The following is a 26,044-nucleotide window of genomic DNA, read 5'->3' as shown; positions in this document are numbered from 1 at the left end:
TCAACACTCGACGACGTTGACCGCCAGGCCGCCGAGGCTCGTCTCCTTGTACTTGGAGCGCATGTCGAGGCCGGTCTGGCGCATCGTCTCGATCACCGCGTCGAGCGAGACCTTGTGGGTGCCGTCGCCGTGCAGCGCGAGCATCGCCGCGTTGATCGCCTTCACCGCGCCCATCGTGTTGCGCTCGATGCAGGGGATCTGCACCAGCCCACCGATCGGATCGCAGGTGAGGCCTAGATTATGCTCCATGCCGATCTCGGCAGCATTCTCGATCTGCGCGTTGCTGCCGCCCAGCGCCGCGGCGAGGCCCGCAGCCGCCATCGAGCAGGCGACGCCCACTTCGCCCTGGCAGCCCATCTCCGCGGCCGAGATCGAGGCCTGGCGTTTGTAGAGGATGCCGATTGCGGCGGCGGTGAGCAGCAGGCGGCGGCTGCCCGCCTGGGTCGCGTTGCCGACAAAGCATTCATAATAGCGCAGCACCGCCGGGATCACGCCCGCCGCGCCGTTGGTCGGCGCGGTGACGACGCGGCCGCCCGCGGCATTCTCCTCGTTCACCGCCAGCGCCCAAAGGCTCACCCATTCGAGCACCGAGGCAGGCTCGACGCGGGGCCCGCGCGCCATCAGCTTCTGGTGCAGCTTGCGCGCGCGGCGGGGGACTTCCAGCCCGCCGGGCAGGATCCCGTCCTGCGCCATGCCGCGGTCCATGCAGGCGTTCATCGCATCGTGGATGCCGTCGACAAAGGCGAGCGTCGCCGCATCCTCGCGCCAGCCGCGCTCGTTGGCGAGCATCAGCCCGGCGATATCGAGCCCGAGCTCGTCGCAGCGCTCCAGCATCTCGCGCGCGCTGGCGAAGGGATGGTTGGTGCCCGCCGAGAGACCCGCCGCGGCGTCCTCGCCCTCACGCCGGATTGCGCCGCCGCCGACCGAATAGTATGTGCGTTCCAGCACCGCGCCGTCGACCAGCGTCGCGCGCAGCTTCATGCCGTTGGGATGGCCGGGCAGGAACTGGCGCTTGCGGAACTTGAGGTCGGTCTCGGGATCGAATCCGACCGGGGCGGTGCCGCCCAGCAGGATGCGACGCTCGGCGGTGATCTGCGTCAGCATCGGCTCGACGGCATCGGGATCGACGCCCTCGGGCCGCTCGCCCGCGAGACCGAGCACCACCGCTCGATCGGTGGCATGGCCCCTGCCGGTCAGCGCCAGCGAGCCGAACAGCTCGCAGCACAGCTTGGTGACGCTGCGCCCGTCGGCGACCACCCAGGCGGCGAAGTCGCGCGCGGCGCGCATCGGCCCCACAGTATGCGAGCTCGACGGCCCGATGCCGATGGTGAACACGTCGGTGATGCTGATCGGCCCTGCATTTGGCCCGACGCCTTTGGTCGCCACGGAACCCGTCTCCTGAAACACTCGGTTGCGGGCCCCTTCTGTCCGTTTGCCTGAGATCGCTATCCCGTCGGCGGGCGCGCGGGGCGCCACTCTCCAGAATGTGGTGGTCGGAAGGTCCTTTTGCCTGAGAGTTTCCGGGGCGGTTGCTCCTTCGGCGATCCGGTTTCCCGGATTCTCTCCCTTTCCGACAGCTTGTGTTTCGCCGTGGGGCCTCGCGCTGTCAAACGCTGATTGGGCGGAGCACCGCACGCGCGGGAAGGAGTTCGGCATAGGAATCGATCACCGCCTCGGCGCCGAGCGTGGTCACCCGCACCTGCGAGAAGCCGAAGCTGCAGGCGATCACCGGCACGCCCGCGGCCTGTGCCGCCTGCACGTCATAGGTCGAATCGCCGACGAACGCCGCCGGCCCGCCGCAGCGCCGGACCATCTCGAGGATCGGCGCGGGCGAGGGCTTGGCGGTGCCGGGGCCGAGCGTGTCGCCGCCGATCACGGTGGCGAAGCGGGGGAGCAGGCCCGTCGCCCGAAGCAGCGGCAGGGTCAGCGCTTCAGGCTTGTTGGTCACCACCGCCAGCGTGATGCCCTGCGCCGCCAGCGCATCGAGTGCGTCGACCACGCCCGGATAGGGGCGGCTATGCTCGGCATTGTGCGCGGCGTAGGTCGCGACAAAGCGCGGGTGGAGCCGCGCCACCACCGCCGCATCGCCGCCGCCGGTTGCTGCGACCGCCTGTTCCAGCAGCGCATGCACGCCGCGGCCGACCATGGACAGGATGCGGTGGAGCGGCAGCGCCGGCCGGCTGTCCTCTGCCAGCACGCGGTTGAGCGTCGCGGCGAGATCGCCGCTGGTGTCGAGCAGCGTGCCGTCGAGATCGAAGCCGATGGTCTGAAAGGGCAGGGGCATGGGGTGCGCATGGCAGCATCGTGCTGGAAAAGCCATGTCCAGCGTGGCAGGGGTTGCACCCCATTTCACCGGAGACTGGCCACGTGACTGCACCCATCGCCGCGATCATCCTCGCCGCCGGCAAGGGCACGCGGATGAAATCCGATACCCACAAGGTGCTCCATCCGATCGCCGGGCGGCCGATGCTGCTCCACCTGATCGACAGCGTGAAGGCGCTGGGCGCCGCGCGCGAAGTGGTGGTGGTCGGCGCGGGGCGCGAGCAGGTCGAAGCCGCAGTCACGCCGCTGGGCGCGGAGACCGCGCACCAGGCCGAGCAGCTCGGCACCGGCCATGCCGTGCTCCAGGCGAAGGACGCGCTGGCAGGCTTCGAGGGCGACGTGCTGATCCTCTATGGCGACGTGCCCTTGGTCACCACCGCGACGATGCGGCGCATGGTCGAGCGGCTGCATGGAGACGACGCGCCCGCCGTGGTGGTGCTCGGCTTCCGCCCGGCCGATCCGGGCGCCTATGGCCGGTTGATCGTCGCGGGCGGCGATCGCCTGTCGAAGATCGTCGAGTACAAGGATGCGAGCGCCGAGGAGCGCGCCGTCACCCTGTGCAATTCGGGGCTGATGGCGGTGCGCGGCGCCGATCTGTTCGCGCTGCTCGATCGGCTGACCAACAAGAATGCGGCCGGCGAATATTACCTCACCGACATCGTCGAGCTGGCGAACGGCGACGGCCGGGTCGCCGCGGTGATCGAGACCGGCGCGACCGAAGTCACCGGCGTCAACAGCCGCGGCGAACTGGCGGCGCTGGAGGCCGAGTGGCAGCAGGCCCGCCGCGCCCGCGCGATGGTGGAGGGTGCGACGCTGATCGCCCCCGAGACGGTGTGGTTCGCCCATGACACCCAGATCGGCCGCGACGTGACGATCGAGCCCAACGTGGTGTTCGGCCCAGGCGTCACGGTGGCGGACGGCGTGGTGCTGCGCGCGTTCAGCCATATCGAGGGCGCGACCATCGCCAGCGGCGCGACCGTCGGTCCCTATGCCCGGTTGCGGCCCGGCGCGGTGTTGGAGGCGGATTCCCATGTCGGCAATTTCGTCGAGCTGAAGAACGCTGTGCTCGGCAAGGGCGCCAAGGCCAACCATCTCACCTATCTGGGCGATGCCAGCGTCGGTGCCGGCGCGAACATCGGCGCGGGCACGATCACCTGCAATTACAACGGCTTCCTGAAGCAGAAGACGGTGATCGGCGCGGGCGCGTTCATCGGATCGAACAGCGCGCTGGTGGCGCCGGTGGCGATCGGCGACGGGGCGATCATCGGTGCCGGATCGGTGATCACCCGCAATGTCGAGGCGGATGCGCTGGCCGTCACCCGGCCGGAAACATTGACGAAGCAGGGTTGGGCCACGACCTTCCGTGCGAAAATGAAGGCACGAAAGGCCGCAAAATGACCGACCGCTATACCGACAAGCCGTTCCTCAAGCTGCTCGATGCCTATGTGCTCGATGCGATCGGCCATCTCGACGAGAAGAGCGATGCCCAGCTGACGGCTGCCGAACCCGCACTGCGCGAAGCGTTTGGCGGGGACAGCGACTGGCGGGGCATCGTGGTGCAGCGCATGCAGTTCCCCGACGGGATTGCCGGTGCGATCCGCGAGGTCTGGGAGAAGGGCGCCGACCGCTTCCGCGAGGAGCAGGGGCACGAGCCCGATCCGGCCGAGTTCACCCGAATCTTCAACGATACCAACTTCCCGCACTGACGCGGTGCGCCCGCCCCTATTTGGAGGGGGCGGGGCGCAGCTGCGCCGATTCGATGTGCCAGCGCAGCTGCGAGGCCGACGCGCCGTCGACGCCATTGACCCGCCGTACGACATAGCTCCCGGTGAAGCGTTGTGCGGTGCCGTCGTCCAGCGTCGCGGCAACGGTAACCGGTACCGTCTGGTAGACCGATCCCGCCGCGCCCTCGCTCGGCCCGAGCGCACCGATCGTCACCTTGGTCGCGCGGGTATGGGCGAAGCCCTTCTCGAACGCCGCCAGGGTCTGGCCGGGCCGGCCATCGTCGCCCCATTGGGTCCAGGCGGTGCCGAAGTCGCGGGCGTCGATGGCGGCATAGTAACGCCGCACCACGTCTGCCGCCGCCCGGCTGCTCGTGGGATCCACCAGGCAGCCCGGCATCGGCTGGCCGTCGCCGTCGAAGAGCGCGCAGCTGCGGGCGATCTCGTCCTCGATCATCGCGCAGCTGTTGGCGGCGTTGCAGGGCGGATGCGTCGCCGGGGAGACGTTGCGGCAGACATGCACCCGCTGTGCGGCGGCTGCCTTGCCGATCTCCGCGTCGCAGCTGCGCGGTTCCAGTGCCGCCAGCGTCGCCGACGGGCTGGGCTTCGGGATCACGGTGGCGGCCGTCTCGCTGCGGGGCTGCGCCTGGCTGCCTTGCGCCGTGCCGTTTGTCGGGGCGGCGGCGGGATCGGAGGTACCGCAGGCGGCCAGCGGCAACAGCAACGCGAGCAGGGCAGCGTTTCGACGGAGCATGGATCGACCTCTTTCTTGCAGCGGCAGGCGCGGTGCTTCGGACAACGCGAAACGCCGCGCTCGGCGTTTGGGAGCCGGACGGCCGTTCAGCTTGTCGCAACCAAAGCGCGTCTAGGCGCGGCCGCCCACCCGCGCTAGGGCAGGGGCAGGAGGACGGATGCCATGTGCGGAATCGTTGGAATCGTGGGCAAGGAAGACGTCGCAGAGCGTCTGTTCGAGGGTCTCAAGCGCCTGGAATATCGCGGCTATGATTCGGCCGGCATCGCGACGGATGTAGACGGCAAGATCGAGCGCCGCCGCGCCTCGGGCAAGCTGGTCAATCTCGGCAAGGAACTCGCCGCCAACCCGCTGCCCGGCACCACCGGCATCGCGCACACCCGCTGGGCGACGCATGGCGGCCCGACGACCAACAACGCCCACCCGCACGCCACCCGCGAAGTGGCCCTCGTCCACAACGGCATCATCGAGAATTTCAAGGCACTGCGGGAGGAACTCACCGCCCGCGGCCGCACCTTCACCAGCGAGACGGACACCGAAGTGGTCGCGCATCTGGTGAGCGAGAAGGTCGAGGCCGGCATGGCCCCCGCGGAGGCGGTGCGCGAGGTGCTGCCGCGCCTCCACGGCGCTTTCGCGCTCGCCATCCTGTTCCGCCAGCATCCGGACCTGCTGATCGGCGCGCGGCTCGGCTCGCCGCTGGTTGTCGGCTATGGCGACGGCGAGACCTATCTCGGTTCCGACGCGCTGGCGCTGGCGCCGCTCACCCAGCGTATCGCCTATCTGGAAGAGGGCGACTGGGTCGTCATCACGAAGGATGGCGCGGAGATCTTCGACAAGGACAACAACCCCGTCGAGCGGCCGATCACCATCTCGGGCGTCACCGGCGAGCTGATCTCCAAGGGCAACCATCGGCATTACATGCTGAAGGAGATCTACGAGCAGCCGATCGTCGTGGCGCAGACGCTGCGCTCCTACCTCCAGCGCATGGAGGAGAAGATCACGCTGCCGATCCCCGACTTCGATCTCTCGGCGATCAAGCGCGTCACCATCGTCGCCTGCGGCACCAGCTTCTATGCCGGCATGGTGGCGAAATACTGGTTCGAGCAGTTCGCTCGCGTGCCGGTCGACATCGATGTTGCCTCCGAATTCCGCTACCGCGCGCCGGTGATGGAAGACGGCGGGCTGATGATCGTGATCAGCCAGTCGGGCGAGACGGCGGACACGCTCGCCGCGCTTCGCCACGCCCGCAGCGAGGGGCAGAAGATCGCCGCCGTGGTCAACGTGCCCACCAGCTCGATGGCGCGCGAGGCGGACCTGCTGCTGCCGACCCATGCGGGCCCGGAGATCGGCGTCGCCTCGACCAAGGCGTTCACCTGCCAGCTGGCCGTGCTCGCCGCGCTGGCAGCCAATCTCGCGATTGCCAAGGGCAAGCTCGACGAGGCCGAGGAGCGTCGCATCGTGCGCCATCTGGCGGAAGCTCCGGCCTCGCTCAACGCCGCGCTTGCCTATGATGAATCGATCCAGGCGATGGCGGGGGTGATCGCGGCCGCGCGCGACGTGCTGTATCTCGGTCGCGGCACCGATTATCCGCTGGCGCTGGAAGGCGCGCTGAAGCTCAAGGAAATCAGCTACATCCATGCTGAGGGCTATGCCGCCGGCGAGATGAAGCACGGGCCGATCGCGCTGATCGACGATGCCGTGCCGGTGATCGTGATCGCGCCCTCGGGCCCGCTGTTCGACAAGACCGTCAGCAATATGCAGGAAGTGCAGGCGCGCGGCGGCAAGGTGGTGCTGATCTCCGACTATGACGGCATCCAGGCAGCGGGTGACGGCTGTATCGCCACCATCACCATGCCCAAGGTCCACCCGCTGATCGCCCCGCTGGTCTATGCGGTGCCGGTGCAGCTGCTCGCCTATCATGTCGCCGTCGCCAAGGGCACCGATGTCGACCAGCCGCGCAACCTCGCCAAGTCGGTGACGGTGGAGTAGCAGCATGGCCTCCCGCGCAAGCGGGGGGACGCGGTGGCGGCGAGGCTGGCTTCCGGCAAGAAAATATGGCAGGCTGGCTGCGGATCGCTGCCAGCCACATCGTCTAACGCTTTAGATATCAAGCGTTCAAAAAAGACGAAATTCGGCCCGCTTGCCGCCCAGTTCCGGCGGTCTATATCGCTCGCACCTGCAGCAAAGAACGATTGAATGACCGCAACTACCCGCCTCCAAGGGCCCCGAGGCCCCAGCCTGCTCGCATCGATCCATGATGTCGGGCCCCGTTCCGAGGGTGCGGTGGACCAGCTTTCCGAGCTGTTCCTGAAGCATATCGGCGCGCCCCGCTATGCGATGCTGGTGGTGCCGGATCATTGGGGCGCGGCGCCGCTCGTGCCCGGCAGCCCCTTCGCAACGCGACTGCGCGGCTGGGCAGAGTCGGGCATCGAGATGTTCCTGCACGGCTGGTTCCACAAGGACGTGTCCGAACACGCCTCGGCCGGCGCGCGGTTCAAGGCCAAGCACATGACCGCGGGCGAGGGCGAGTTCCTCGGCCTCGATTATGCCACCGCGCGCGACCGGATGGTGCGCGGCCGCACACTGGTGGAGGATATCATCGGCCGCCCGGTCACGGGGTTCATCGCCCCGGCGTGGCTCTATGGCGACGGCGCGCGCGAGGCGTTGCGCGATCTCGATTTCGCGCTGGCCGAGGATCATTTCCGCGTCTGGGCGCCAGGGCAAGCGGATCGCGTGCTCGCAAAGGGTCCGGTGATCACCTGGGCCAGCCGCAGCAAGAGCCGCATCGCCTCGTCGCTTGCGGTAGCGGCGCTTGCCCGCACGCTGCTCCCGCGGCGTCCCGCCATGCGGCTCGGCGTGCATCCGGGGGATGTCACCGTGCCGGCGCTGCTGACGAGCATCGACAAGACGCTCGGTGCGCTGACCAAGGGCGGCCGCTTCGGCCAATATCGCGAATTGCTGGAGACGCATTGATGCGCATCCTCGACGTCTGCGCCTTTTACAGCCCCTATGGCGGCGGCGTGAAGACCTATGTCCGTCGCAAGATGGAACTCGGCGCCAAGCTGGGCCACGAGATCATCGTCCTTGCCCCCGGCGAGCGCGAGGAGATCGTCGAGGAGCGCGACGGCGCGATCCTGGCGACGATCCCGGCGCCGTTGCTGCCGCTGGATCGCCGCTACCGCTATTTCGACGACGAGCCGGCGCTGCACGCCGCGCTGAACCGCTGGCGGCCCGATTTCGTCGAGGCCTCCTCGCCGTGGCGCAGCGCCTCGATGGTCGCGCGCTGGCAGGGATCGGCGGCGCGCGCGCTGGTGATGCACGCCGATCCGCTGGCCGCCTATGCCTATCGCTGGTTCGGCACGATCGCCAACCGTGAGACGATCGACAAGGGCTTCTCCTCCTTCTGGCAACATCTGCGCCGGCTCGACGACGGGTTCGACCAGGTGGTGACCGCGGGGCAGGGGCTCGCGCGCCGGCTGGTCGAGGGCGGGCTGAGCAAGGTGAAGACGATCCCCATGGGTGTCGAGCCCGGCTATTTCAGCCCGACGCTGCGCGACGAGTCTCTCCGCGCCGAATTGCTCGCAAGCTGTGGCCTCGGACCCGACGCGACGCTGCTGATCGGCGTCGGCCGGCTCGCGGCGGAAAAGCGCTGGCCGATGGTGATCGAGGCGGCCGAGGCGGCGGCGGGGCGGCATCCCATGGGGCTGGTCCTGATCGGTACCGGCACCGCGCGCGCCAAGGTCATCACCGCGATCGGCCGCAACCCGCACGCCCAGCTGTTCGAGCCGACCAGCAACCGCCAGCAGCTCGCCCGCGTGCTGGCGAGCGCCGACGCGCTGGTCCATGGCTGCGAGGCGGAAACCTTCTGCATGGTCGCGGCCGAGGCGCGGGCGAGCGGTCTGCCGCTGATCGTGCCCGACGAGGGCGGCGCGGCGGACCAGTTCGTCGAGGGGCAGGGGATGCTGTACCGGTCGGCCGACCCGGTGTTGCTGCGCGATGCGCTGACCCAGTTCGTCGACACGACGCCGATGTTCCACCGCATGCGCGCCACCGCCGACGCGCCAAGCACGCGGACGATGGACCAGCATTTCGAGGAACTGTTCGCCAGCTACCAGGCGATGGCGTACTCGCGCGCGGCGTGAGGGCCGGTTCAGAAGGTCAGTTCACCATCGCACTGCGCACGGGAGCCTGACGGTCGTCTGGTGCAGGGTCGGCGTTGGAATGTCGGCACCTGGGTAGCTAGCTGCCATCAGCACGGGCCATGCCAGAACACACCTTGGCTTGGTTCCGAGTAACAGGCTGCGGGCATGGGGAGCTCCGCCTTGCTGCGCGGTACCTCGTATCCATAGCCGCTATCGAAATATGCCTTCGTCATGATATCGACTCCCCACGAGTGAACCGTGACAGCCTGAGGATGAAGCTTTGAGATAGCGGTCGGCCATTGCCCCTTCGGGATTTCTAGCCATTTGCTCGGCGGTATCGGCGCGTGCGCTTTCATCAGCATCTGCGCCTCGGCCCGGATCGTCCTGAGTTGCTCGGTATCGGAAACGGGCCGATTACAAGCGCCGAGGGCCGACATTGCGGCCAATGTGGCAAACGTGATTGTCGCATGCGTCGTGTTGCGCATCGGAGCAATGGAGCACATCCGCTAAGCGCCCGCTGCTGGGCGCGAGCGGACACTTCCACTCACTTTCGCGCAGCCGCCGTCGCCGCCTCCAGTCGCTTCAGGAACGCCGGCAGCGCACAGCGATGCTCGGCGCCTTCGTCACAGCCCTGCAGCCGCAGTGGGGTCCAAACGGTGCGGTCGCGGGCGGCGCGCATGTCGGTGGCGCTTTGGCTGCGGTACCAGAGGCGGACTGCCTGCCGGCCGTTCGGCGCCCGGACGAGCGCGATGGCGATGCCGCCGCCCGGCGCGGGATCGTTGGTCGCGAAGCCCGGTGCCTTGACCGGCACACCCAGCACCGCCGCCAGCGCCGCGACATTGGTGTCGTGGCCGATCAGCATGTCCAGCTTGGGCGCGGCGGCGGTGGTGAGGTCCGCCGTGATGCGGTCGACCGTCGGCGCCATCTGAAAAGCGGCCATATAGGGCGGGCGGCTGAACACGTCGAACAGTGCGCCATGGACCGCGCCAAGCGCCTCCAGCCGCGCCGGCGTCGCGCGGCCCCAGCCGACCTGCGCGAGCGGCATGCCTTCGAGATATTGCAGCATCAGCACCTGCGCGGTGCCCGAGGCGGCGCGGATCGGGCCCTTGAGGTCGATCCCGCGGCCGTTCTCGCTGGCGCGAACCGAAGACGGTTCCACAGGGCTGCACGGTGCCGCCGGGCAGGCGAGCACCTGCTCCAGCAGCGTGAGCCCTTCGGCATGGCGGCGGGTCAGCGCCTCGGCGCCGCCGGTGTAGCGGAGAATCGATTCCGCCGCGCGGTTGGCGTCGAAGGCGGCGGGGTGCGCGCCCAGCGGCTCGAAGATCGGGTCGTTGGTGCCTTCGGGCTTGTGGCCCACCGCCACCTGGCAGCCGGGCGCGAAGCCCGCCACATAGGCCTCGCCGCTCGCGATCGTGCGCGACGCGCTGTTGGTCCAGAGCCGGAGCGCGGCAGGATCGGGGCAGCCCTTCATGGCGACCAGCCCGGCGGCGACGAACCAGCGCCGGTCGGCCTTGGCGAGCGCGCGCAGCGCCGCGGCGCCGTGCGGCGTCATCTGCTCGGCCGGTGCATTCCAGCGCGGCCAGGGCTGGCCGGTGCGCGTGGCGGGCGGCACCTCGCCGTCGAGCGGCGCGCGCACGCCGTGGCGCATCAGCAGCAACAGCCGCTCGACCTGCGGAGGCTTGGGCGGCGTCGCCTGCGCGAGGGCGGGGAGCAAGGCAAGTGCGGCAAGCGCGGCCGGGCGCGCGAAAGGAACCGTGATCATCGGGCGACGCTACCCGGCCCGCATGAAAGCTGTGTGACGAAAAAGAATACCAATTTAATAATTGGTATTACGCACACGATTTCCACAGTTTGTGCTGCGTTGCAGCAAATCTGTCATCTCAAGGCATTGAGATTGCCACGGACGCTACGTCGTTTTGCCCTCAGTTCAGGCTAGCGGCGGCGGCGACCAGCCGGAACAGGCTGGCGCCAATATCCAGCGAAGGACATAACCAATGGGACACTGGAACAAGCGCACCGCGCTGCTCCTGGGCGGGGGCATGGTCGCACTCATCGCACAGGGCCAGGCATGGGCCGCCACGCCGCGCGAGGACACCGTCGCGGCATCGGCATCGGATACCGACGATCAGACGCGCGACGGCGACACCATCGTCGTGACCGGCCAGCGCGCGGCGATCAAGACGGTGCAGGACGAGCAGGTGAAGAACGCCTCGCTCGTCACCATCGTCTCGGGCGAGGAACTGCGCGCGCAGCCGCAGCAGAATTTGGCGGACCTGCTCACCCGCCTGCCGGGCGTCAGCTCTTCGGTCGACCAGTCGCGCAACGCCGCCTCGACGGGCGAGGCGCAGTATCTCTCGATCCGCGGCCTCGACACCGCGTACAACGCCTATGAGCTCGACGGCGTCCGCCTGGCGCAGACCGATGCGCGCACCCGCGCCATCTCGATGAACCTACTGTCGCCCTTCGCGCTCTCCGAAGTTCGCGTCGACAAGGCGCCGACCGCGGCGCAGGACGGCGACGCGATCGCCGGCGTGATCGACCTGCGCACGGCCTCGCCTTTCGATTTCGGCGCGCACCATTTCCAGATCCGCGCGCAGGGCCAGATCGCCGGCCGCGCCGCCGCCCGCGACCAGGATCCGTGGGGCGGCACGATCGCGCTCGAAACCGCCCAGCAGTTCGGCAATTTTGGCATCTATGCGTCGGGCTATTACGGCAAGAAGAACGTCTTCAGCGAGTCGGTTGCGATCCACAAGGATTACACCAAGCAGAACGGCAATGTGCCGGGTGCGGTGCGCGACAACCTCGGCAATGCGGTGCCGGTCGGCGTCGAGTGGAACATCTTCCAGAACAAGATCGAGCGCTTCGGTGGCACCGTGAACCTGGAATGGAAGGGTGACGGCACCGATCTCTACGCCCGCACCACGTACGGCGAATATCGCCTGAAGAACTGGATGGACCAGACCGCCGCGCGCAGCGTGGGGCTCACCGCCGGCCAGACCAATCCCAACGCCGGCAACAAGCTCGGCTCCAACTATGACAGCGCCGGCTATCTGGCGCTATACGGCCTGGGCGGCACCAACTATTTCCGCACCGAGCACAGCAACCAGCGACTGTTCAGCACCAAGATCGGCGGCGAGAGCCGGCTGGGCGACCTGACGCTCGACTATGACGGCGCCTACTCGCGCGGCGCGACCAGCTATCCGCTGCGCATCCAGGCCAAGTGGGGCAGCCCGACCTATATCGGCACCAACGCCACCGGCCCCGCGACCTACAAGCTGATCACCGGCCTGGCCGATCGCATCAACCCGCAGGTGGTGCTGACCGACGATGCCCGCAACACGATCACCAACCTCGACAATTTCTCCCAGGCCTACACCACCGCGCAGTTCGAGGATTCGTGGGAATCGAAGCTCGAGGGCCGGCTCGACGGCACCTGGAAGTTCGGCGATCGCGGGCTCTCCTCGATCCAGGCGGGCGGCAAGTACGAAGCCTCGAAGCGCTATTCGAACAGCCTCGGCGACGACGGCGCGCTCGAATATGACTTCACCGCCACCGATCCGAACATCACCAAGCTCACGTCGGTGCCGGGCAAGCGGCTGAACGGCTTCATGAACGGCGTGCAGGTGCCGTTCTACATCCCCGATCATGCCTGGATCGAGGCGCAGAACGCCAAGCTGTCGCTGTCGAAGCTCGCGGGCATCGATCCGGTGCTGCTCGAACAGAACCGGCTGGACGGCAAGGAGCATCGCGCCAGCGGCTATGCGCTCGTCAACTTCGCGTTCGGCGGCCTGACGATCACCCCGGGCTTGCGCTACGAGCACAACTGGTTCCAGGGCCGTTACTGGCAGGACAACGGCGCGACTTCGGGCTTCACCACGAGCGCCCGCAGCTATGACGAGTGGCTGCCGAGCCTGATCGCCTCCTACCGTCCGGGCGAGAACACCGTGTACCGCTTCTCGGTGCGCAAGAGCTATTCGCGCCCGGCATTCGACCTGCTGCTCGGGCCGACCAGCGTCTCGCGCGACGACAGCGGGAAGATCACCTCGATCTTTGTGCCGAACCCCAATCTCGATGCGGTCGAGGCGTGGAACGTCGATACCTCGATCGAGCACAAGGGCGCGGGTACCGACCTGTTCTCGGCGTCGCTCTACTATAAGCGCCTCAACCATGTGATGTTCTCGACCGGCTCGACCAATGCGACCGGCGATCTCAACGTGTGGACCTCGCCCAACAGCCAACTCTCGCCCGACGGTGTCGAGATCGAGACGCTCGACACCAGCGGCAAGGGCAGCGTCTACGGCGTGGAACTGTTCGCCCGCTATAGCCTGAAGGGGCTGCCGGGAATGCTGGATGGCCTGGGCTTCCAGGGCAACGTGACGCTGCAGCGTGCCGATGCGACCGTCTACGTCTCGAACGGCTATCGTCGCCAGCGCATGCCGCAGGCACCGCAGGTGATGTTCAACACGGAGTTGTTCTGGGTGCATGGCGGGTTCAACGCCGCGCTGAACTACGCCTATACCGGCAACAAGCTGTACGACCTGCGCTCGTCTCAGCCGGACACCTATATCCAGCCGGTCTCCACGATGAACGCGATCCTCAGCTACACGGTGAACCAGCGTCTCACCGCCGGCGTGTCGGTGCAGAACCTGCTAGACTCGCACAGCTATTGGGCGACGGCAGGGGTCGGCAAGGCGCTGCTGTCGGTGGATCGCAAGGGCGGCTATGTCGAAGTGGGCCGCACCTACATGCTCAACCTGTCCTACGCGTTCTGAACAAAAAGGCCGGTCCGCCAAGGGAGGGAAGCGGACCGGCCTGTCATGCGCAAGCAGTTCTCTCGTACACGGAAAACAAGTCGGCGCGTCCACTGGGGGGATCGGTTCGTGGGTGCGCCGACTTGTTCCAAACAGGCGTGCCCTGCGTCAGTTCAGGGCTGGCCAATACGCGGTTACTGGCGAAGGGAGCGGGGGGAAGCGCTGCCGTTCGCGTGCCCTCTAGATAGCCGCGCCGGCCGGCTGGGACCATTCGGGGGGAGTCCGATCCGGGTTTTTCCGTAACGCTTTCTCAACAAAACTAACGATTGCAGTCGGCTACCGCCGCGAGCACGGGTGCTGCCCATTCGCGCCTGCAGATCAGCAGATCGGGCACGCTGGTGCTTGCCCGGTTGTAGACGATCGGGCTGCCGTCGATGCGCGAGGCGTGCAGCCCCGCCGCGAGTGCGACCGCGACCGGCGCACAATTGTCCCACTGATGCTGGCCGCCCGAATGGAGGTAGATTTCCGCCTCGCCGCGGACCACCGCCATCGCCTTGGCGCCGGCCGAACCCATGCCGACATGCCGCGCGCCGATCGAACTGCCGACCTCGGCGCAGAGCTGGCTGGCGCGGGTGCGGCTGACCAGCATGCGCGGCGGCTGCTGCGGCGTGGCGAGCGCGGGCGGCGTATCGCTGGCGAGCGTCAGCCCAAGCCGGGGCAGGGCGACGGCACCGACGGCCGGTTCGCCATCGACCGCCAATGCGACATGCACCGCCCAGTCCTCGCGACGCTCGGCGAATTCGCGGGTGCCGTCGAGTGGGTCGATGATCCACACCCGGCTCCGGCCCAGGCGGACGGGATCGTCGGCGGATTCTTCGGAGAGAATCGCGTCGTCGGGCCGCGCTCCGCGCAGCCGATCGAGGATCAGCGCGTTCGCCTCCTTGTCCCCCCGCGCGCCGCCGGCGCATTCGCCTTGGATGCGGAGAAGCAGCGCGCCGGCTTCCTCGGCAATGGCATGGGCGAGTTGGGCGTCGTTCACAGCATCGGACTCCATACGCCCATGATCGCCTCGACGATCTGTTCGGCCGCTTCCTCGGGCGTGGTGCGGCTGGTGTCGATGCGAATCTCGGGGGCCAGCGGCGGCTCATACGGGCTGGAGATACCAGTGAAATTAGCGATCTCGCCGGCACGCGCCTTCTTGTAGAGCCCCTTCACGTCGCGGCGCTCCGCCTCCTCGATCGGGGTGTCGACGAAGATCTCGAAGAACTCGCCCTCGGGCAGCAGCGAGCGCACCATCGCCCGCTCCGCTCGGAAGGGCGAGATGAAGGCGGTGAGCACGATCAGGCCGGCATCGGTCATCAGCTTGGCAACTTCGCCGATGCGACGGATATTTTCCACCCGGTCCTGGTCGCGGAAGCCGAGATCGCGGTTGAGACCGTGGCGGATATTGTCGCCGTCGAGCAGGAAGCTGTGCTTGCCGAGCGCGTGCAGCTTCTTCTCGACCAGATTGGCGATGGTCGACTTGCCCGAGCCCGACAGGCCGGTGAACCACAGGAGGCGCGGCTGCTGGCCCTTTTGCTGGGCATGCGCCTCGCGCGTGATCTCCACCGCCTGCCAATGGACGTTCTGCGCCCGGCGCAGCGCGAAATCGAGCATGCCGGCGCCCACCGTGGCGTTGGTCAGCTTGTCGATCAGGATGAAGCCGCCGAGATCGTGGCTCTCGGCATAGGGCTCGAACACAATGGCGCGATCGGTGACTACCTCGGCCACGCCGATATCGTTGAGCGCCAGCGTCTTGGCGGGCGCGCGCGCCATGGTGTTGACGTCGATCGCATATTCCGGCGCGCGGATCACTGCGCTGACCGTCTGGGTGCCGAGCTTGAGCCAATAGGCACGGCCGGGCAGCAGCTCGGCCGGGTCCATCCAGACGAGCGTCGCCTTGAACTGGTCGGCGGCCTGCGGGGGGGCGTCGGCGGTGGCGATCACGTCGCCGCGCGAGCAATCGACTTCGTCGGCGAGGGTTAGCGTAATCGATTCCCCCGCAACGGCCACTTCCTTGTCCCCGCCCATCGCGACGATGCGCGCGACGGTGCTGGTGCGTCCCGAGGGCAGGATGCGCACCGGGTCGCCCGGTCGGATCGTGCCGCTGGAGATCATCCCGGCAAAGCCGCGAAAGTCGAGATTCGGCCGGTTGACCCATTGCACCGGCATGCGGAACGGCTTGATGCGATCGATGTCGGCGTCGACCTCGACGCTTTCGAGGTGATCGAGCAGAACCGGGCCGGTGAACCAGGGCATCGCCTCGCTGCGCGTGGTGACATTGTCGCCCTGGAAGCCCGAGATCGGGATCGCGGTGAAATCCTGGATGCCGATCGACTGGGCGAACTCGGCATAGGCATCGACGATCCGGTCGAACACCGCCTGGTCATAGTCGACCAGGTCCATCTTGTTCACCGCGACTACCAGATGCCGGATGCCGAGCAGGTGGGCGAGGAAGCTGTGGCGCTTGGTTTGGGTGAGCACGCCCTTGCGCGCATCGATCAGGATCACCGCAAGGTCGGCGGTCGAGGCGCCGGTGACCATGTTGCGGGTATACTGCTCGTGGCCGGGGGTATCGGCGACGATGAACTTGCGCTTCTCGGTGGCGAAGAAGCGATAGGCGACGTCGATGGTGATGCCCTGCTCGCGCTCGGCGGCGAGGCCGTCGACCAGCAGCGCGAAGTCGATCGCCTGGCCCTGCGTGCCGACGCGCTTGGAGTCATTCTCCAGTGCGGAAAGCTGGTCCTCGAAGATCTGCTTCGAATCGTAGAGCAACCGGCCGATCAGCGTTGACTTGCCGTCGTCGACCGAGCCGCAGGTAAGAAAGCGCAGCAGCGACTTGCGCTGGTGCAGCTCGAGATAGGCGGAGATGTCGGAAGCGATCAGCGCGTCGGGGCGATAGGCCGTCATCAGAAATAGCCCTCCTGCTTCTTCTTCTCCATGCTGGCAGCCTGGTCGTGGTCGATCGCGCGGCCCTGGCGCTCGCTGGTGGTGGTGAGCAGCATTTCCTGGATCACCGTTTCCAGCGTGTCCGCCGTGCTCTCCACTGCGCCGGTGAGTGGGTAGCAGCCGAGCGTGCGGAAACGGATCGAGCGTTCGACCGGCACTTCGCCGGGGTTCAGCCGGAAGCGTTCGTCATCGACCATCAGCAGCATGCCGTCGCGCTCCACCGTCGGGCGCGGCGCGGCGAAATAGAGCGGCACGATCTCGATATTCTCGGCCAGGATGTACTGCCAGATGTCGAGCTCGGTCCAGTTGGAGAGCGGGAAGACGCGGATGCTCTCGCCCTTCGCCTTGCGGGCATTGTAGAGCCGCCACAGTTCGGGGCGCTGGTTCTTGGGGTCCCAGCGGTGCGATGCGGTGCGGAAACTGAAGATGCGCTCCTTGGCGCGGCTCTTCTCCTCGTCGCGCCGCGCGCCGCCGAATGCCGCGTCAAAGCCATATTTGTCGAGCGCCTGCTTGAGCCCCTCGGTCTTCCACAAATCGGTGTGAAGGCCGCCATGGTCAAATGGGTTGATGCCCCGAGCGATGGCCTCGGGGTTCTGGTGGACCAGGAGCTCCATACCCGCTGCCGCCGCCGAGCGCTCGCGCAGTTCGTACATCGCCTTGAACTTCCAGGTCGTGTCGACATGGAGCAGCGGGAAGGGCGGGGGCGCCGGATAGAAGGCCTTGCGCGCGAGGTGGAGCATCACCGCGCTGTCCTTGCCGATCGAATAGAGCATCAACGGTCGCTCGGCCTCGGCGACGACTTCGCGCAGGATGTGGATGCTCTCTGCCTCGAGCCGCTGAAGATGGGTCAGCGGCGCGGGCGATGCGTTGGCGGAATCCATGGTGCTCGTTTGCAGCATGGAAGGGCATGTAAAAAGCCCTAGGGGCCAGTGCGATCTAGTAAATGTTTAGCGCGGCATACCCGCCCCCGGCCGATCCTGCGGCGGGGGCGGGCAGCGGTTCAGTCGTGGCTCGGCTTACCGACGCCGGTATACTGCAGGCCGGCGCGCTCGAGCTCGGCCGGTGGGTAGATGTTGCGCAGGTCGACGAGGACCGGGCTGTTGAGGCTGTTCTTGATGCGGGTGAGGTCGAGCGCGCGGAACGCATCCCACTCGGTTACGATCACCAGCGCGTCGGAGCCTTCCGCCGCCGCGTAGGGATTCGCGACGAACTCGACGTCGCTCAGCATCTTGCTGGCCTGCTCGACGCCCTCGGGGTCATAGGCCTTCACCGTCGCGCCGGCATCCTGCAGCGCGGCGATGATCGACAGGCTAGGCGCATCGCGCATGTCGTCGGTGTTCGGCTTGAAGGTCAGGCCGAGGATGCCGACGGTCTTGCCGCGCACGTCACCGCCCATCGCCTTGATGACCTTGCGGCCCATCGCGCGCTTGCGGGCATCGTTCACCTGCACGGTGGCTTCCACGATGCGCAGCGGCGTCTCGTTGTCGGCCGCGGTCTTCATCAGCGCCAGCGTGTCCTTGGGGAAGCACGAGCCGCCATAGCCGGGGCCGGCGTGGAGGAACTTGCCGCCGATGCGATTGTCCATGCCGATGCCGCGCGACACTTCCTGCACGTCCGCGCCCACCTGCTCGCACAGGTCCGCGATCTCGTTGATGAAGGTGATCTTCACCGCGAGGAAGGCGTTGGCGGCGTACTTGATCAGCTCGGAGGTGCGGCGGCCGGTGAACAGCACCGGCGCCGACTGGTTGAGCGACAGCGGACGATAGATCTCGCGCATCACCTGGCGGGCGAATTCGTCATCGGTGCCGACGACAACGCGGTCCGGGCGCTTGAAGTCCTCGATCGCCGCGCCCTCGCGCAGGAATTCGGGGTTCGAGACGACCTTGGCGCCGCTGTTCGGGGCGACCTCGGCGATGATCCGCTCGACCTCGTCACCGGTGCCCACCGGCACGGTCGACTTGGTGACGATCACGCTGGGCTTCGTGAGGTTTTCGGCGATTTCCCGCGCTGCAGCAAAGACATAGGAAAGATCGGCATGGCCGTCGCCGCGGCGGCTTGGCGTGCCGACGGCGATGAATACCGCGTCCGCGTCCTTGACGCCCTCGGCGAGATCGGTGGTGAAGGAAAGGCGGCCCGCCTTGACGTTGCTGGCAACCAGCGCGTCCAGGCCCGGCTCGTAGATGGGCATCACATTCTGGTGGAGCAGCTCGATCTTCCGCGCGTCCTTGTCCACGCAGATGACTTCATGGCCGAAGTCCGAGAAGCAGGCTCCAGATACCAGGCCCACATAGCCCGTGCCGATCATCGCAATGCGCACGATTTTCCCCTGTGCCGAGAGTGCTGTTTCCAGCGGTCAGCCAAGGCTCTTAACCGAACCTGCCGCCACCGCAACCCACCGCAGTGCAGCAATTGCGTCAGGCTGTTGGCTGCAAAAGAAAAAGGCCTGCGGAGGCAGGCCTTTTTCCTGTTGTATTGTTGGCCAGCGACGCGGACGTCGCCGGCTCCCAAAGGGTTAAGTTCAGAGCGGGCGGATCTCGGTGCCGCCGACGCCATCACGGAAGAAGAGGGTGAAGATGTGCATTTTTTTGGCTCCCATTTCTGCGCTGTTCCGCGCAAGTCATTTCGTTAATGAAAAATTTACTTTCCCGCAATCGGGGATTCTGCGGAGGCCTAGAGCTGCGCAAATGTGAACATGTCCGTTTACCTTTTCTTCAATCGCCTTTCGTAATCTCGGTCCTCCGCGGTTTGGGCGGCGGTTATGAGGGCAGATTTGGACCGTTGGCGGGCCTAAAAACCGGAAAAGTGAAGGTTTTTGGCTGGTTTGCGCACGATCCAGTAGTTTTTCGCGAATCTGTCCTTTATCGGGGTTTGGCCGAGCAGGCGGCGGGAGGGCATTCGGTGAGCCATGGCTTGAACGTGTTGGCATTGTGCCGCGTGACCAATTTCGAGACAGCGCGCCGGATCCTCGGCAAAAATGGACTGCATCTCGCTGCCGAGGCGCTGGCGACGCGAATCGTCGCAGACGCTCCCGACGTGCAACTCATCGGCGTCGGCCGCGACCTGATCGAATTCCAGATTGCTTGCCCGGATCGTGCGGGGGCCGGGGCGTGCCTGCAGGCGCTGCGCCATGCCCTCGATGCACTACAGCGCGATGTTCTGCCCGAGGTGCGGCTGGAATTCGCTATTGGTGCCGCATGCGCTTCCGTCGAGGAACGCGACACGCTGCGGCTGCTGGAGGTCGCGGAAATCGCGCTCGAGCGCGCTGGCGATGCGGGCGGATACGAGGTGATCGACCTTTCGCTCGCCGATCGCGCGGTCGACCGCCTGACGCTCATCGCCGATCTGCCGCGCGCGATCGCGGCCGGCGAGATGTTCCTCCACTATCAGCCCAAGATCAACGTTCGCCAGCAGCAGGTGTCGAGCGCCGAGGCGCTGATCCGCTGGCAGCATCCCGAGCGCGGGCTGATCATGCCCGGCGATTTCATTGCCGCGGCGGAAGAGTCCGGCTTGATCGGACCGCTCACCCTATGGACGCTGCGGCAGGTGATCGCCGACCAGCGTCGGCTCGCGTCGCTAGGGCACGATATCCCCCTGTTCCTCAACATCTCGGGCATGCTGCTCGCCAATGCGGGCTTCATCGACGAGGTCTGCGAGATCATCACCGCCAATGCGTCGGCGAAGCTGGGCTTCGAGATCACCGAGACCGCGGTGATCCGCGATCCGGAAAGCGCAATCCGCCATCTGCAACGCTTTGCCGATCACGGCGTGGTGCTGGCGATCGATGATTATGGCGCGGGCCTGTCTTCGCTCGCCTATCTCAAGCAGCTCCCCGCCAAGGAGCTGAAGATCGACAAGATGTTCATCACCCAGCTTACCTCGAGCCATCGCGATCCGCTGATCGTTCGATCGACCATCGATCTCGCGCACGCGCTCGAGATGGAGGTCACTGCCGAAGGCGTCGAGACGCCGGCCGCGCTCGCGTTGCTGAGCGTGATGGGCTGCGATCTGGTGCAGGGCTATCTGATCTCGCGTCCCGTGCCGTTGCCCGCGCTCTGCTCCTATCTCGGCGAGCAGGACCAGCTGGCCGAGACGATGGCCAGCCGGCCCGTGTTTCTCCGGTCGGGAAGTTCGTGGACCCGCGCGTGAACCGCTCCGGGCGCCTGCGCGCGCGCGCGCTTCCGCTACTCTTGATCCTTGCCCTGCCCGGAACGGCGTTCGCGCAGCGATTGCCTTCCGAGGTGTCCGCACTCGTGGCGCAGGCGCGCGATCGTATCGTCGATCAGTCGGCGGATCCGAAGCCGATGATCGAACGGATCGACCATGCCGCCGATCGCAGCGCGGACCCCGGGCAGCGTGCGCTTATTCGCGGTACGGCCCTGTGGCTGCGCGCGGAGATGCAACTGCGCGCGGACGACATGGACGCGGCGCGCGCATCGCTGGATGCCGCGCAAAGAGCAGTCGCGCCGATCGCCGCGCCGGTGCGGGTGAAGGGCGATCTGCTCCTCTCGCTCGGCAACCTGTACATGATGCGCGATCAGGCCGCCGAGGCGCTGTCCGCCTTTCAGCGTGCCTATCGCATCTTCGAACAACTGCACGAAGTGCGAAGCGAGGCATTGGCGCTGCAGTCGATTGGTTCGCTTTACGTGATCGCGCATGATGACCACCGCGCGGAACGCTATTTCCGGCAGGCGTCGCTGCTGTACGGGGGAGACGACATCCTGTCGCTCACCCTGCACAATAGTCGCGGCAACGTGCTGCTCATTCTCGAGCGCTACCGCGAGGCGGATGCCGAATATGCCGAGGCCGTGCGCCTCGCGCGGAAGCTGGGCAAGCCGGTGCTCGAGGCGCGCATCCTCGACAACATGGCACGAAGCCAGATCGAGGCACGCGATCTGCAGAGTGCCCATGCGACGCTCGATCGTGCCTTTGCCCTCGCCAAGGGGGGCGATGCAGGGGGGCTGGAGCGCCTGCTGAAGTCGACCGCGGCCAAGCTGGCGAAGGACGAGGGCAATCTGCAACGCGCGGCGACCTTGATCGGACAGACGTTCGAAGGAATCGATCTGGCGACGACCACGCAGGATTATCGCACGCCCCACCTGTTCGCCTATCTGATCTATCGCAAGCTGGGCGATGACGGATTGGCCCTGCGGCACCTCGAGGCGCTCAAGCGGCTGAGCGACGAATCCGCAAAGGTGGCGACCACCAATAGCGCTGCGCTGATGGCGGCTCGGTTCGATTATGCGAACCAGGAGCTGACTATTCAGCGTCTCAAGACCGAGCAACTTCGCAAGGCCGCGCATTTCCAGCGCGTGCTGTTCCTGTCGCTGGGGCTCGCGACGCTGGTGGTGATCCTGCTGCTGAGCGTCGGCCTTTTAACTATCCGGCGCAGCCGCAATCAGGTGCGGGCGGCGAACCGCGTGCTCGCCTCCACCAATGCAGCGCTCGAAAAGGCGCTGCAGGCAAAGACCGAATTCCTTGCTACCACCAGCCACGAAATCCGCACGCCGCTGAACGGCATCCTCGGCATGACGCAGGTGATGCTGGCGGACGATGCCATCGCCGAAGGGGTGCGCGAGCGGCTGGAAGTGGTGCAGGGTGCCGGCCTGACGATGCGTGCGCTGGTCGACGACATTCTCGACGTCGCCAAGATTGAGAGCGGTAACCTGAGCGTCGATCCGGTACCGATGGATTTCCGCATGCTCGCCGAGGACGTCGCGCGGCTGTGGATCGATCCGGCGCAGGCCAAGGGGCTGGCGCTGGACGTAAACCTGGACGGTGCGCCGGGCTGGATCGTCAGCGATCCCAACCGGCTGCGGCAATTGTTGTTCAACCTGCTGTCGAATGCCCTGAAATTTACCGCTGCGGGTGCGATCGGCTTGCGGGCGGAGGTTGTCCATGGCGAGGATGCAGCGACCGAACGCCTGCGGATTGCCGTTTCTGACACGGGCATCGGCATTCCGGCCAACAAGCTGGGGGAGATCTTCGAGAGTTTCCGTCAGGCGGATTCCAGCACGACGCGCCAATATGGCGGCACCGGCCTCGGACTCACTATTTGCCGCAACCTTGCCGAGGCGCTGGGCGGTGCGATTTTGGTGTCGAGCACACCGGGCGAGGGTTCGACCTTCACGCTCGATCTCCCCCTCCTTCGTGCCGAACCGCCGGCGGCACTTCCCAGCGCCGCCGAAGCTGGCAGCGGCGTATTGATCCTCGAGCGCAACCCGATCATGCGGGCAATGCTGCGAACCCTGTTCGAAGCAGCCGTAGATCGTGTACGATTTGTCAAAGATGCCGATGAGGCCGTTCAGCTACTCGAATTGGAGCAGTTTGACGCGCTGGTGATTGACGAAGCGGCGCTCGCCACTCCAACGCGAGATTTGGTGGAGCAGATTGCTATCCTATGCAGGATACAGCCCAATCTATGTACGACCTTGCTTTGGAGCTGCGAGGACACCGCACAACGTTCGCAATTTCTGGACGCCGGCCTAACACAGGTGATAGAAAAGCCAATCGCTGGGACGGAATTGGTAACGGCGGCACTGCCCGCGTCCGCGCGGAAAAAGAACAGACTGGGGAACGACCCGCTTGTTTCGCAGGCGGCTTAGGGCGATAACACACCTAGACATGCACAACGTGGCCAGAACGCCGGTTTCTGCCCAGAAGGGCCAGCGTCGATGAACATCTTGTTCATCGAAGACGATCCGATGAATCGGCGCGTCGTGAAGGACATGCTCGACGTTGCCGGCGCGACGATGGCCGAAGCCGCCTGGGCGGAGGAAGGTCTCGCCCGAATCGACGACGAAACCTTCGACATCATTCTGGTGGATCTTCGAATGCCCGGCACCGATGGTTTCGAGACGATTCGCCAGATTCGCGCGCGTGATGACGCCAAGGCCGAACTGCCGATCATCGTCGTCACTGCCGACACCGCACTGGACCTGCGCGAACGCTGCCTTGCTACCGGCGCCGACGACGTGTTGTTCAAGCCGGTGGCGATGGACGCGCTGTTCGACGCGATCGGCCGGGTGCTCGCCAAACGCGGCGGCGCGATCCTCGCCTGAGCCTCAGTCCTCCGTGATCCGGCTGGACCGGGCGGTGTCGCGCATCGTCGCATAGGTGATCAGCGAGATCCCGATCATCGCGGTGACGTACCAGTAGAAGCCACGCTCCCAGCCTTCCTGCTTGAACCAAAGCGCCACCGACGGCGCCGTCCCGCCGAAGATCGCGTTGGCCATCGCATAGGGGAGCGCCACGCCGAGCGTGCGGATGTGCGCGGGGAATAATTCCGCCTTCACCACCGCGTTGATCGCGGTGTAGCCGGTGACGATCAGCAGTGCCGCGGTCATCAGCCAGAAGGCCGACATGCCGTCGCGCACGCCTTCCAGCGCGACGAAGATCGGGTAGGTGAAGCAGACGCCCAGTACCCCGAAGCCGATCATCAGCGGCTTCCGGCCGATTCGATCGGACAGCGCGCCTGCGAGCGGCTGGACCATCATGAACACGAGCAGCGCCGCCGCATTGACCTGGGTGGCGGCCGCATCGGAGAAGCCGGCGGTCTTCTTGAGGAAGGTGATCGGGTAGATGGTGTAGGCGTAGAAAGCGAGCGTGCCGCCGGCTGTGAGCAGCAGCACCAGCACCGCCTCGCGCGGATGCTGCCGGAACAATGCGAAGGCGCTCGAGGCTGCCGTACGGTCGCGCTTGGCGAAACTTTCCGTTTCAGCGAGGCGGCGGCGGAGCCAGTAGACGAGCAATGCGAGCGCGCCACCCAAGGCGAAGGGCAGGCGCCAGCCCCATTCGCGCAGCGCGGCTTCGGGCAGCACGGCCTGCAGCGCGAGCAGCGCCACCAGCGCGGTAAGCTGCCCCGAGATCAGCGTGACATATTGAAAGCTCGAGAAGAATCCGCGGTGCCGCCGCCCTGCCATTTCAGACAGATAGGTTGCGCTGGCGCCATATTCGCCGCCGAGCGACAGCCCCTGCAGCAGCCGGGCGATCACCAGCGCCGCGGTTGCGGGCCAGCCGATCGCGCTGTAGCTGGGCGTCGCCGCGATCAGCAGCGAGCCCGCGCACATCAGCGTCACCGACAGGCTCAGCCCCGCCTTGCGGCCATGCCGGTCGCCATAGACGCCCATCAGCCAGCCGCCGATCGGCCGCATGAAGAAGCCGATCGCGAAGACGATCCACGCATTCAGATCCTGCACGGTGCCGGGCGCGAAGAAATGCGGCGCAAGGTAGCTCGCCAGCGCCGCATAGGCATACCAGTCATACCATTCGACGAGGTTGCCGGCCGACCCGCCGAGGATCGAACGAAGGCGCGTGCCGCGGTCGAGCGGCGCATCGGGAGAAGGGGCCATGCAGCCCTGTATAGCAAAGTGCCGCCCGCCGGGAAGGCACGTGCAGGGGAGGACGTCCCCTCGGCGGGCGGCACAGATCGCGCGGATAGCCTAGCGCGCGATTCCGATCACCGCGGTGGCGGTATAGCCCGCCTCGACGCTACCGCTCATCGTCGGCGTCTGCTGGGCGACTTGTGCGGCCGAATTGTCGCCGAAGACATTGTCGCGGGCGATGGACACGCCCGACAAATTGCTCAGGCTCGATGTGTAGCCGCTGGCGGTGGCGTAGACCGTGCTGCAGGTCGCCGCCGGCATCGCCAGCTGCGAAATCAACGAGGCATAGCGCCCGCTGGTGGCGGTGGTGAGGCTGGAGAAGACCTCGAAATGGATGTGGGGCCAGCGCCCGGCATAGCAGCCAGGGAAGATGGTGCTGAAGATCACTTGGCCGTTCGCATCGGTGACGCCCACGCCGCGCAGATAGCTTTCGCTTGGCAGATCGTAGAGCGAGTATTTGCCGTCGCGATCACAGTGCCAGATATACACCGCATAGCCGGCCAGCGGTGCGCAGCCGGTGTTCACATCGACCAGCGTCAGCGTGAGCGTTACCTGCACGCCCGCGGCGACCGTGGTCGCGCTGCCGAGGAAGCTGGAGCGAATGTCGCTGCGCACGACGTTGCTGGCTGTGAGCGCATTGGAGGTAAGTCCCGACGCCGTATTGGTGCCGTCGGCGGGATAGGGGCCGTTGGTCTCCGTTGGATCTGCCACACAGCTGCCGCTGGCTGTCGCGGTGGGTGTCGGCGTGGGCGTCGGCGTTGAGGTCGGCGCGGGACTGGGTGTGGGCGTTGCGCTCACGGACGTGGTACCGCTGCCGCTGCTGCCGCCGTCACAGGCGGCGAGCACGGCGGCCGTTCCGGCGCCGGTGAACCAGCGCAGCGCCCGGCGACGGGAGGCGAGCGCCTGCATGGCCCGCAGATCCTGTACGAGGCCGTGGTGATCCTGATGGTCGATGTCGTGCAACCTGCCCTCCTATGGTCGAAGGATC

21 protein-coding genes and 1 riboswitch are annotated in these 26,044 nt (G+C 66.5%); of the genes, 9 read left to right on the top strand and 12 right to left on the bottom strand.

Translation table 11 applies throughout. The features are described from left to right. Both RT655_RS05415 and RT655_RS05410 read right to left on the bottom strand, forming a co-directional pair. The gene (locus RT655_RS05415) at positions 1–1,386 is read right to left on the bottom strand and encodes an L-serine ammonia-lyase (RefSeq protein WP_313535379.1); all 1,386 of its coding nucleotides are present in this window, start codon (positions 1,384–1,386) and stop codon (positions 1–3) included. 102 nt (positions 1,387–1,488) lie between these two features. After that, positions 1,489–1,579, bottom strand: a riboswitch (glycine riboswitch). A gap of 27 nt (positions 1,580–1,606) precedes the next feature. Then, the gene (locus RT655_RS05410; RefSeq protein ID WP_313535378.1) at positions 1,607–2,284 is read right to left on the bottom strand and encodes an HAD-IA family hydrolase; all 678 of its coding nucleotides are present in this window, start codon (positions 2,282–2,284) and stop codon (positions 1,607–1,609) included. Positions 2,285–2,367: 83 nt separating this feature from the next. Between RT655_RS05410 and glmU the strand changes: the two genes are divergently transcribed. Then, positions 2,368–3,720, top strand: coding sequence for a bifunctional UDP-N-acetylglucosamine diphosphorylase/glucosamine-1-phosphate N-acetyltransferase GlmU (gene glmU, locus RT655_RS05405; RefSeq protein WP_313535377.1), 1,353 nt, complete (start codon positions 2,368–2,370; stop codon positions 3,718–3,720). Further along, positions 3,717–4,028, top strand: a complete 312-nt coding sequence (locus tag RT655_RS05400; protein ID WP_313535375.1) for a hypothetical protein — start codon at positions 3,717–3,719, stop codon at positions 4,026–4,028. The genes glmU and RT655_RS05400 overlap by 4 nt, the downstream gene beginning before the upstream one ends. 16 nt (positions 4,029–4,044) lie before the next feature. Here RT655_RS05400 and RT655_RS05395 read toward each other — a convergent pair whose 3' ends face one another. Next, positions 4,045–4,797, bottom strand: coding sequence for a hypothetical protein (locus RT655_RS05395; RefSeq protein WP_313535374.1), 753 nt, complete (start codon positions 4,795–4,797; stop codon positions 4,045–4,047). A 162-nt stretch (positions 4,798–4,959) separates the two neighbouring features. Here RT655_RS05395 and glmS point away from each other — a divergent pair, with 162 nt between their 5' ends. From glmS to RT655_RS05380, 3 genes are all read left to right on the top strand, one after another. Next, positions 4,960–6,783, top strand: a complete 1,824-nt coding sequence (gene glmS, locus RT655_RS05390) for a glutamine--fructose-6-phosphate transaminase (isomerizing) (protein ID WP_313535373.1) — start codon at positions 4,960–4,962, stop codon at positions 6,781–6,783. 207 nt (positions 6,784–6,990) lie between these two features. Beyond that, positions 6,991–7,767 (top strand): DUF2334 domain-containing protein, encoded by a 777-nt coding sequence (locus RT655_RS05385; RefSeq protein ID WP_313535372.1) that lies wholly within the window; start codon positions 6,991–6,993, stop codon positions 7,765–7,767. Further along, positions 7,767–8,936 carry a glycosyltransferase gene (locus RT655_RS05380; protein ID WP_313535371.1) on the top strand — a complete coding sequence of 390 codons (1,170 nt, stop codon included), beginning with the start codon at positions 7,767–7,769 and terminating at the stop codon, positions 8,934–8,936. The genes RT655_RS05385 and RT655_RS05380 overlap by 1 nt, the downstream gene beginning before the upstream one ends. A gap of 107 nt (positions 8,937–9,043) precedes the next feature. On the opposite strand, the gene RT655_RS05375 is transcribed toward RT655_RS05380, so the two are convergent. Beyond that, a complete protein-coding gene (locus RT655_RS05375; protein ID WP_313535370.1) occupies positions 9,044–9,421 on the bottom strand; it encodes a hypothetical protein in 378 nt (125 codons plus the stop codon). Positions 9,422–9,480: 59 nt separating this feature from the next. After that, positions 9,481–10,698 carry a histidine-type phosphatase gene (locus RT655_RS05370; protein WP_313535369.1) on the bottom strand — a complete coding sequence of 406 codons (1,218 nt, stop codon included), beginning with the start codon at positions 10,696–10,698 and terminating at the stop codon, positions 9,481–9,483. A 232-nt stretch (positions 10,699–10,930) separates the two neighbouring features. Between RT655_RS05370 and RT655_RS05365 the strand changes: the two genes are divergently transcribed. Further along, positions 10,931–13,708 (top strand): TonB-dependent receptor, encoded by a 2,778-nt coding sequence (locus RT655_RS05365; RefSeq protein ID WP_313535368.1) that lies wholly within the window; start codon positions 10,931–10,933, stop codon positions 13,706–13,708. A 298-nt stretch (positions 13,709–14,006) separates the two neighbouring features. Here the strand turns inward: RT655_RS05365 and RT655_RS05360 are convergent, their stop codons facing one another. From RT655_RS05360 to RT655_RS05345, 4 genes are all read right to left on the bottom strand, one after another. Continuing rightward, a complete protein-coding gene (locus RT655_RS05360) occupies positions 14,007–14,741 on the bottom strand; it encodes a 3'(2'),5'-bisphosphate nucleotidase CysQ (protein WP_313535367.1) in 735 nt (244 codons plus the stop codon). After that, a complete protein-coding gene (gene cysN / locus RT655_RS05355) occupies positions 14,723–16,636 on the bottom strand; it encodes a sulfate adenylyltransferase subunit CysN (protein WP_313535366.1) in 1,914 nt (637 codons plus the stop codon). Before cysN ends, RT655_RS05360 begins: the two co-directional genes overlap by 19 nt. Then, positions 16,636–17,574, bottom strand: coding sequence for a sulfate adenylyltransferase subunit CysD (gene cysD / locus RT655_RS05350; RefSeq protein WP_313535365.1), 939 nt, complete (start codon positions 17,572–17,574; stop codon positions 16,636–16,638). Before cysD ends, cysN begins: the two co-directional genes overlap by 1 nt. Before the next feature lie 101 nt (positions 17,575–17,675). Then, positions 17,676–18,992, bottom strand: coding sequence for a UDP-glucose/GDP-mannose dehydrogenase family protein (locus RT655_RS05345; RefSeq protein WP_313535364.1), 1,317 nt, complete (start codon positions 18,990–18,992; stop codon positions 17,676–17,678). A 581-nt stretch (positions 18,993–19,573) separates the two neighbouring features. Between RT655_RS05345 and RT655_RS05340 the strand changes: the two genes are divergently transcribed. Then, on the top strand, positions 19,574–20,821 hold the full coding sequence (locus RT655_RS05340) for an EAL domain-containing protein (protein ID WP_313535363.1): 1,248 nt from the start codon (positions 19,574–19,576) through the stop codon (positions 20,819–20,821). A 35-nt stretch (positions 20,822–20,856) separates the two neighbouring features. On the opposite strand, the gene RT655_RS05335 is transcribed toward RT655_RS05340, so the two are convergent. Beyond that, a complete protein-coding gene (locus RT655_RS05335) occupies positions 20,857–20,997 on the bottom strand; it encodes a hypothetical protein (RefSeq protein WP_313535362.1) in 141 nt (46 codons plus the stop codon). A 93-nt stretch (positions 20,998–21,090) separates the two neighbouring features. On the opposite strand from RT655_RS05335, the gene RT655_RS05330 reads away from it, so the two are divergent. Both RT655_RS05330 and RT655_RS05325 read left to right on the top strand, forming a co-directional pair. Continuing rightward, positions 21,091–23,277: an ATP-binding protein gene (locus tag RT655_RS05330; protein ID WP_313535361.1), complete on the top strand. Its 2,187-nt coding sequence runs from the start codon at positions 21,091–21,093 to the stop codon at positions 23,275–23,277. 69 nt (positions 23,278–23,346) lie between these two features. Then, on the top strand, positions 23,347–23,733 hold the full coding sequence (locus tag RT655_RS05325; RefSeq protein ID WP_313535360.1) for a response regulator: 387 nt from the start codon (positions 23,347–23,349) through the stop codon (positions 23,731–23,733). Positions 23,734–23,736: 3 nt separating this feature from the next. On the opposite strand, the gene RT655_RS05320 is transcribed toward RT655_RS05325, so the two are convergent. Continuing rightward, complete coding sequence (locus tag RT655_RS05320; protein WP_313535359.1) at positions 23,737–25,023, bottom strand: MFS transporter; 1,287 nt, start codon at positions 25,021–25,023, stop codon at positions 23,737–23,739. A 90-nt stretch (positions 25,024–25,113) separates the two neighbouring features. Then, complete coding sequence (locus RT655_RS05315) at positions 25,114–25,965, bottom strand: intradiol ring-cleavage dioxygenase (RefSeq protein WP_409530262.1); 852 nt, start codon at positions 25,963–25,965, stop codon at positions 25,114–25,116. Between the last annotated feature and the right edge of the window lie 79 nt (positions 25,966–26,044).

Source organism: Sphingomonas sp. (assembly GCF_032114135.1).
GTDB lineage: Bacteria > Pseudomonadota > Alphaproteobacteria > Sphingomonadales > Sphingomonadaceae > Sphingomonas.
The sequence above is the reverse complement of the archived record's forward strand: the minus strand, read 5'-3'. Positions and strand labels throughout refer to the sequence as shown.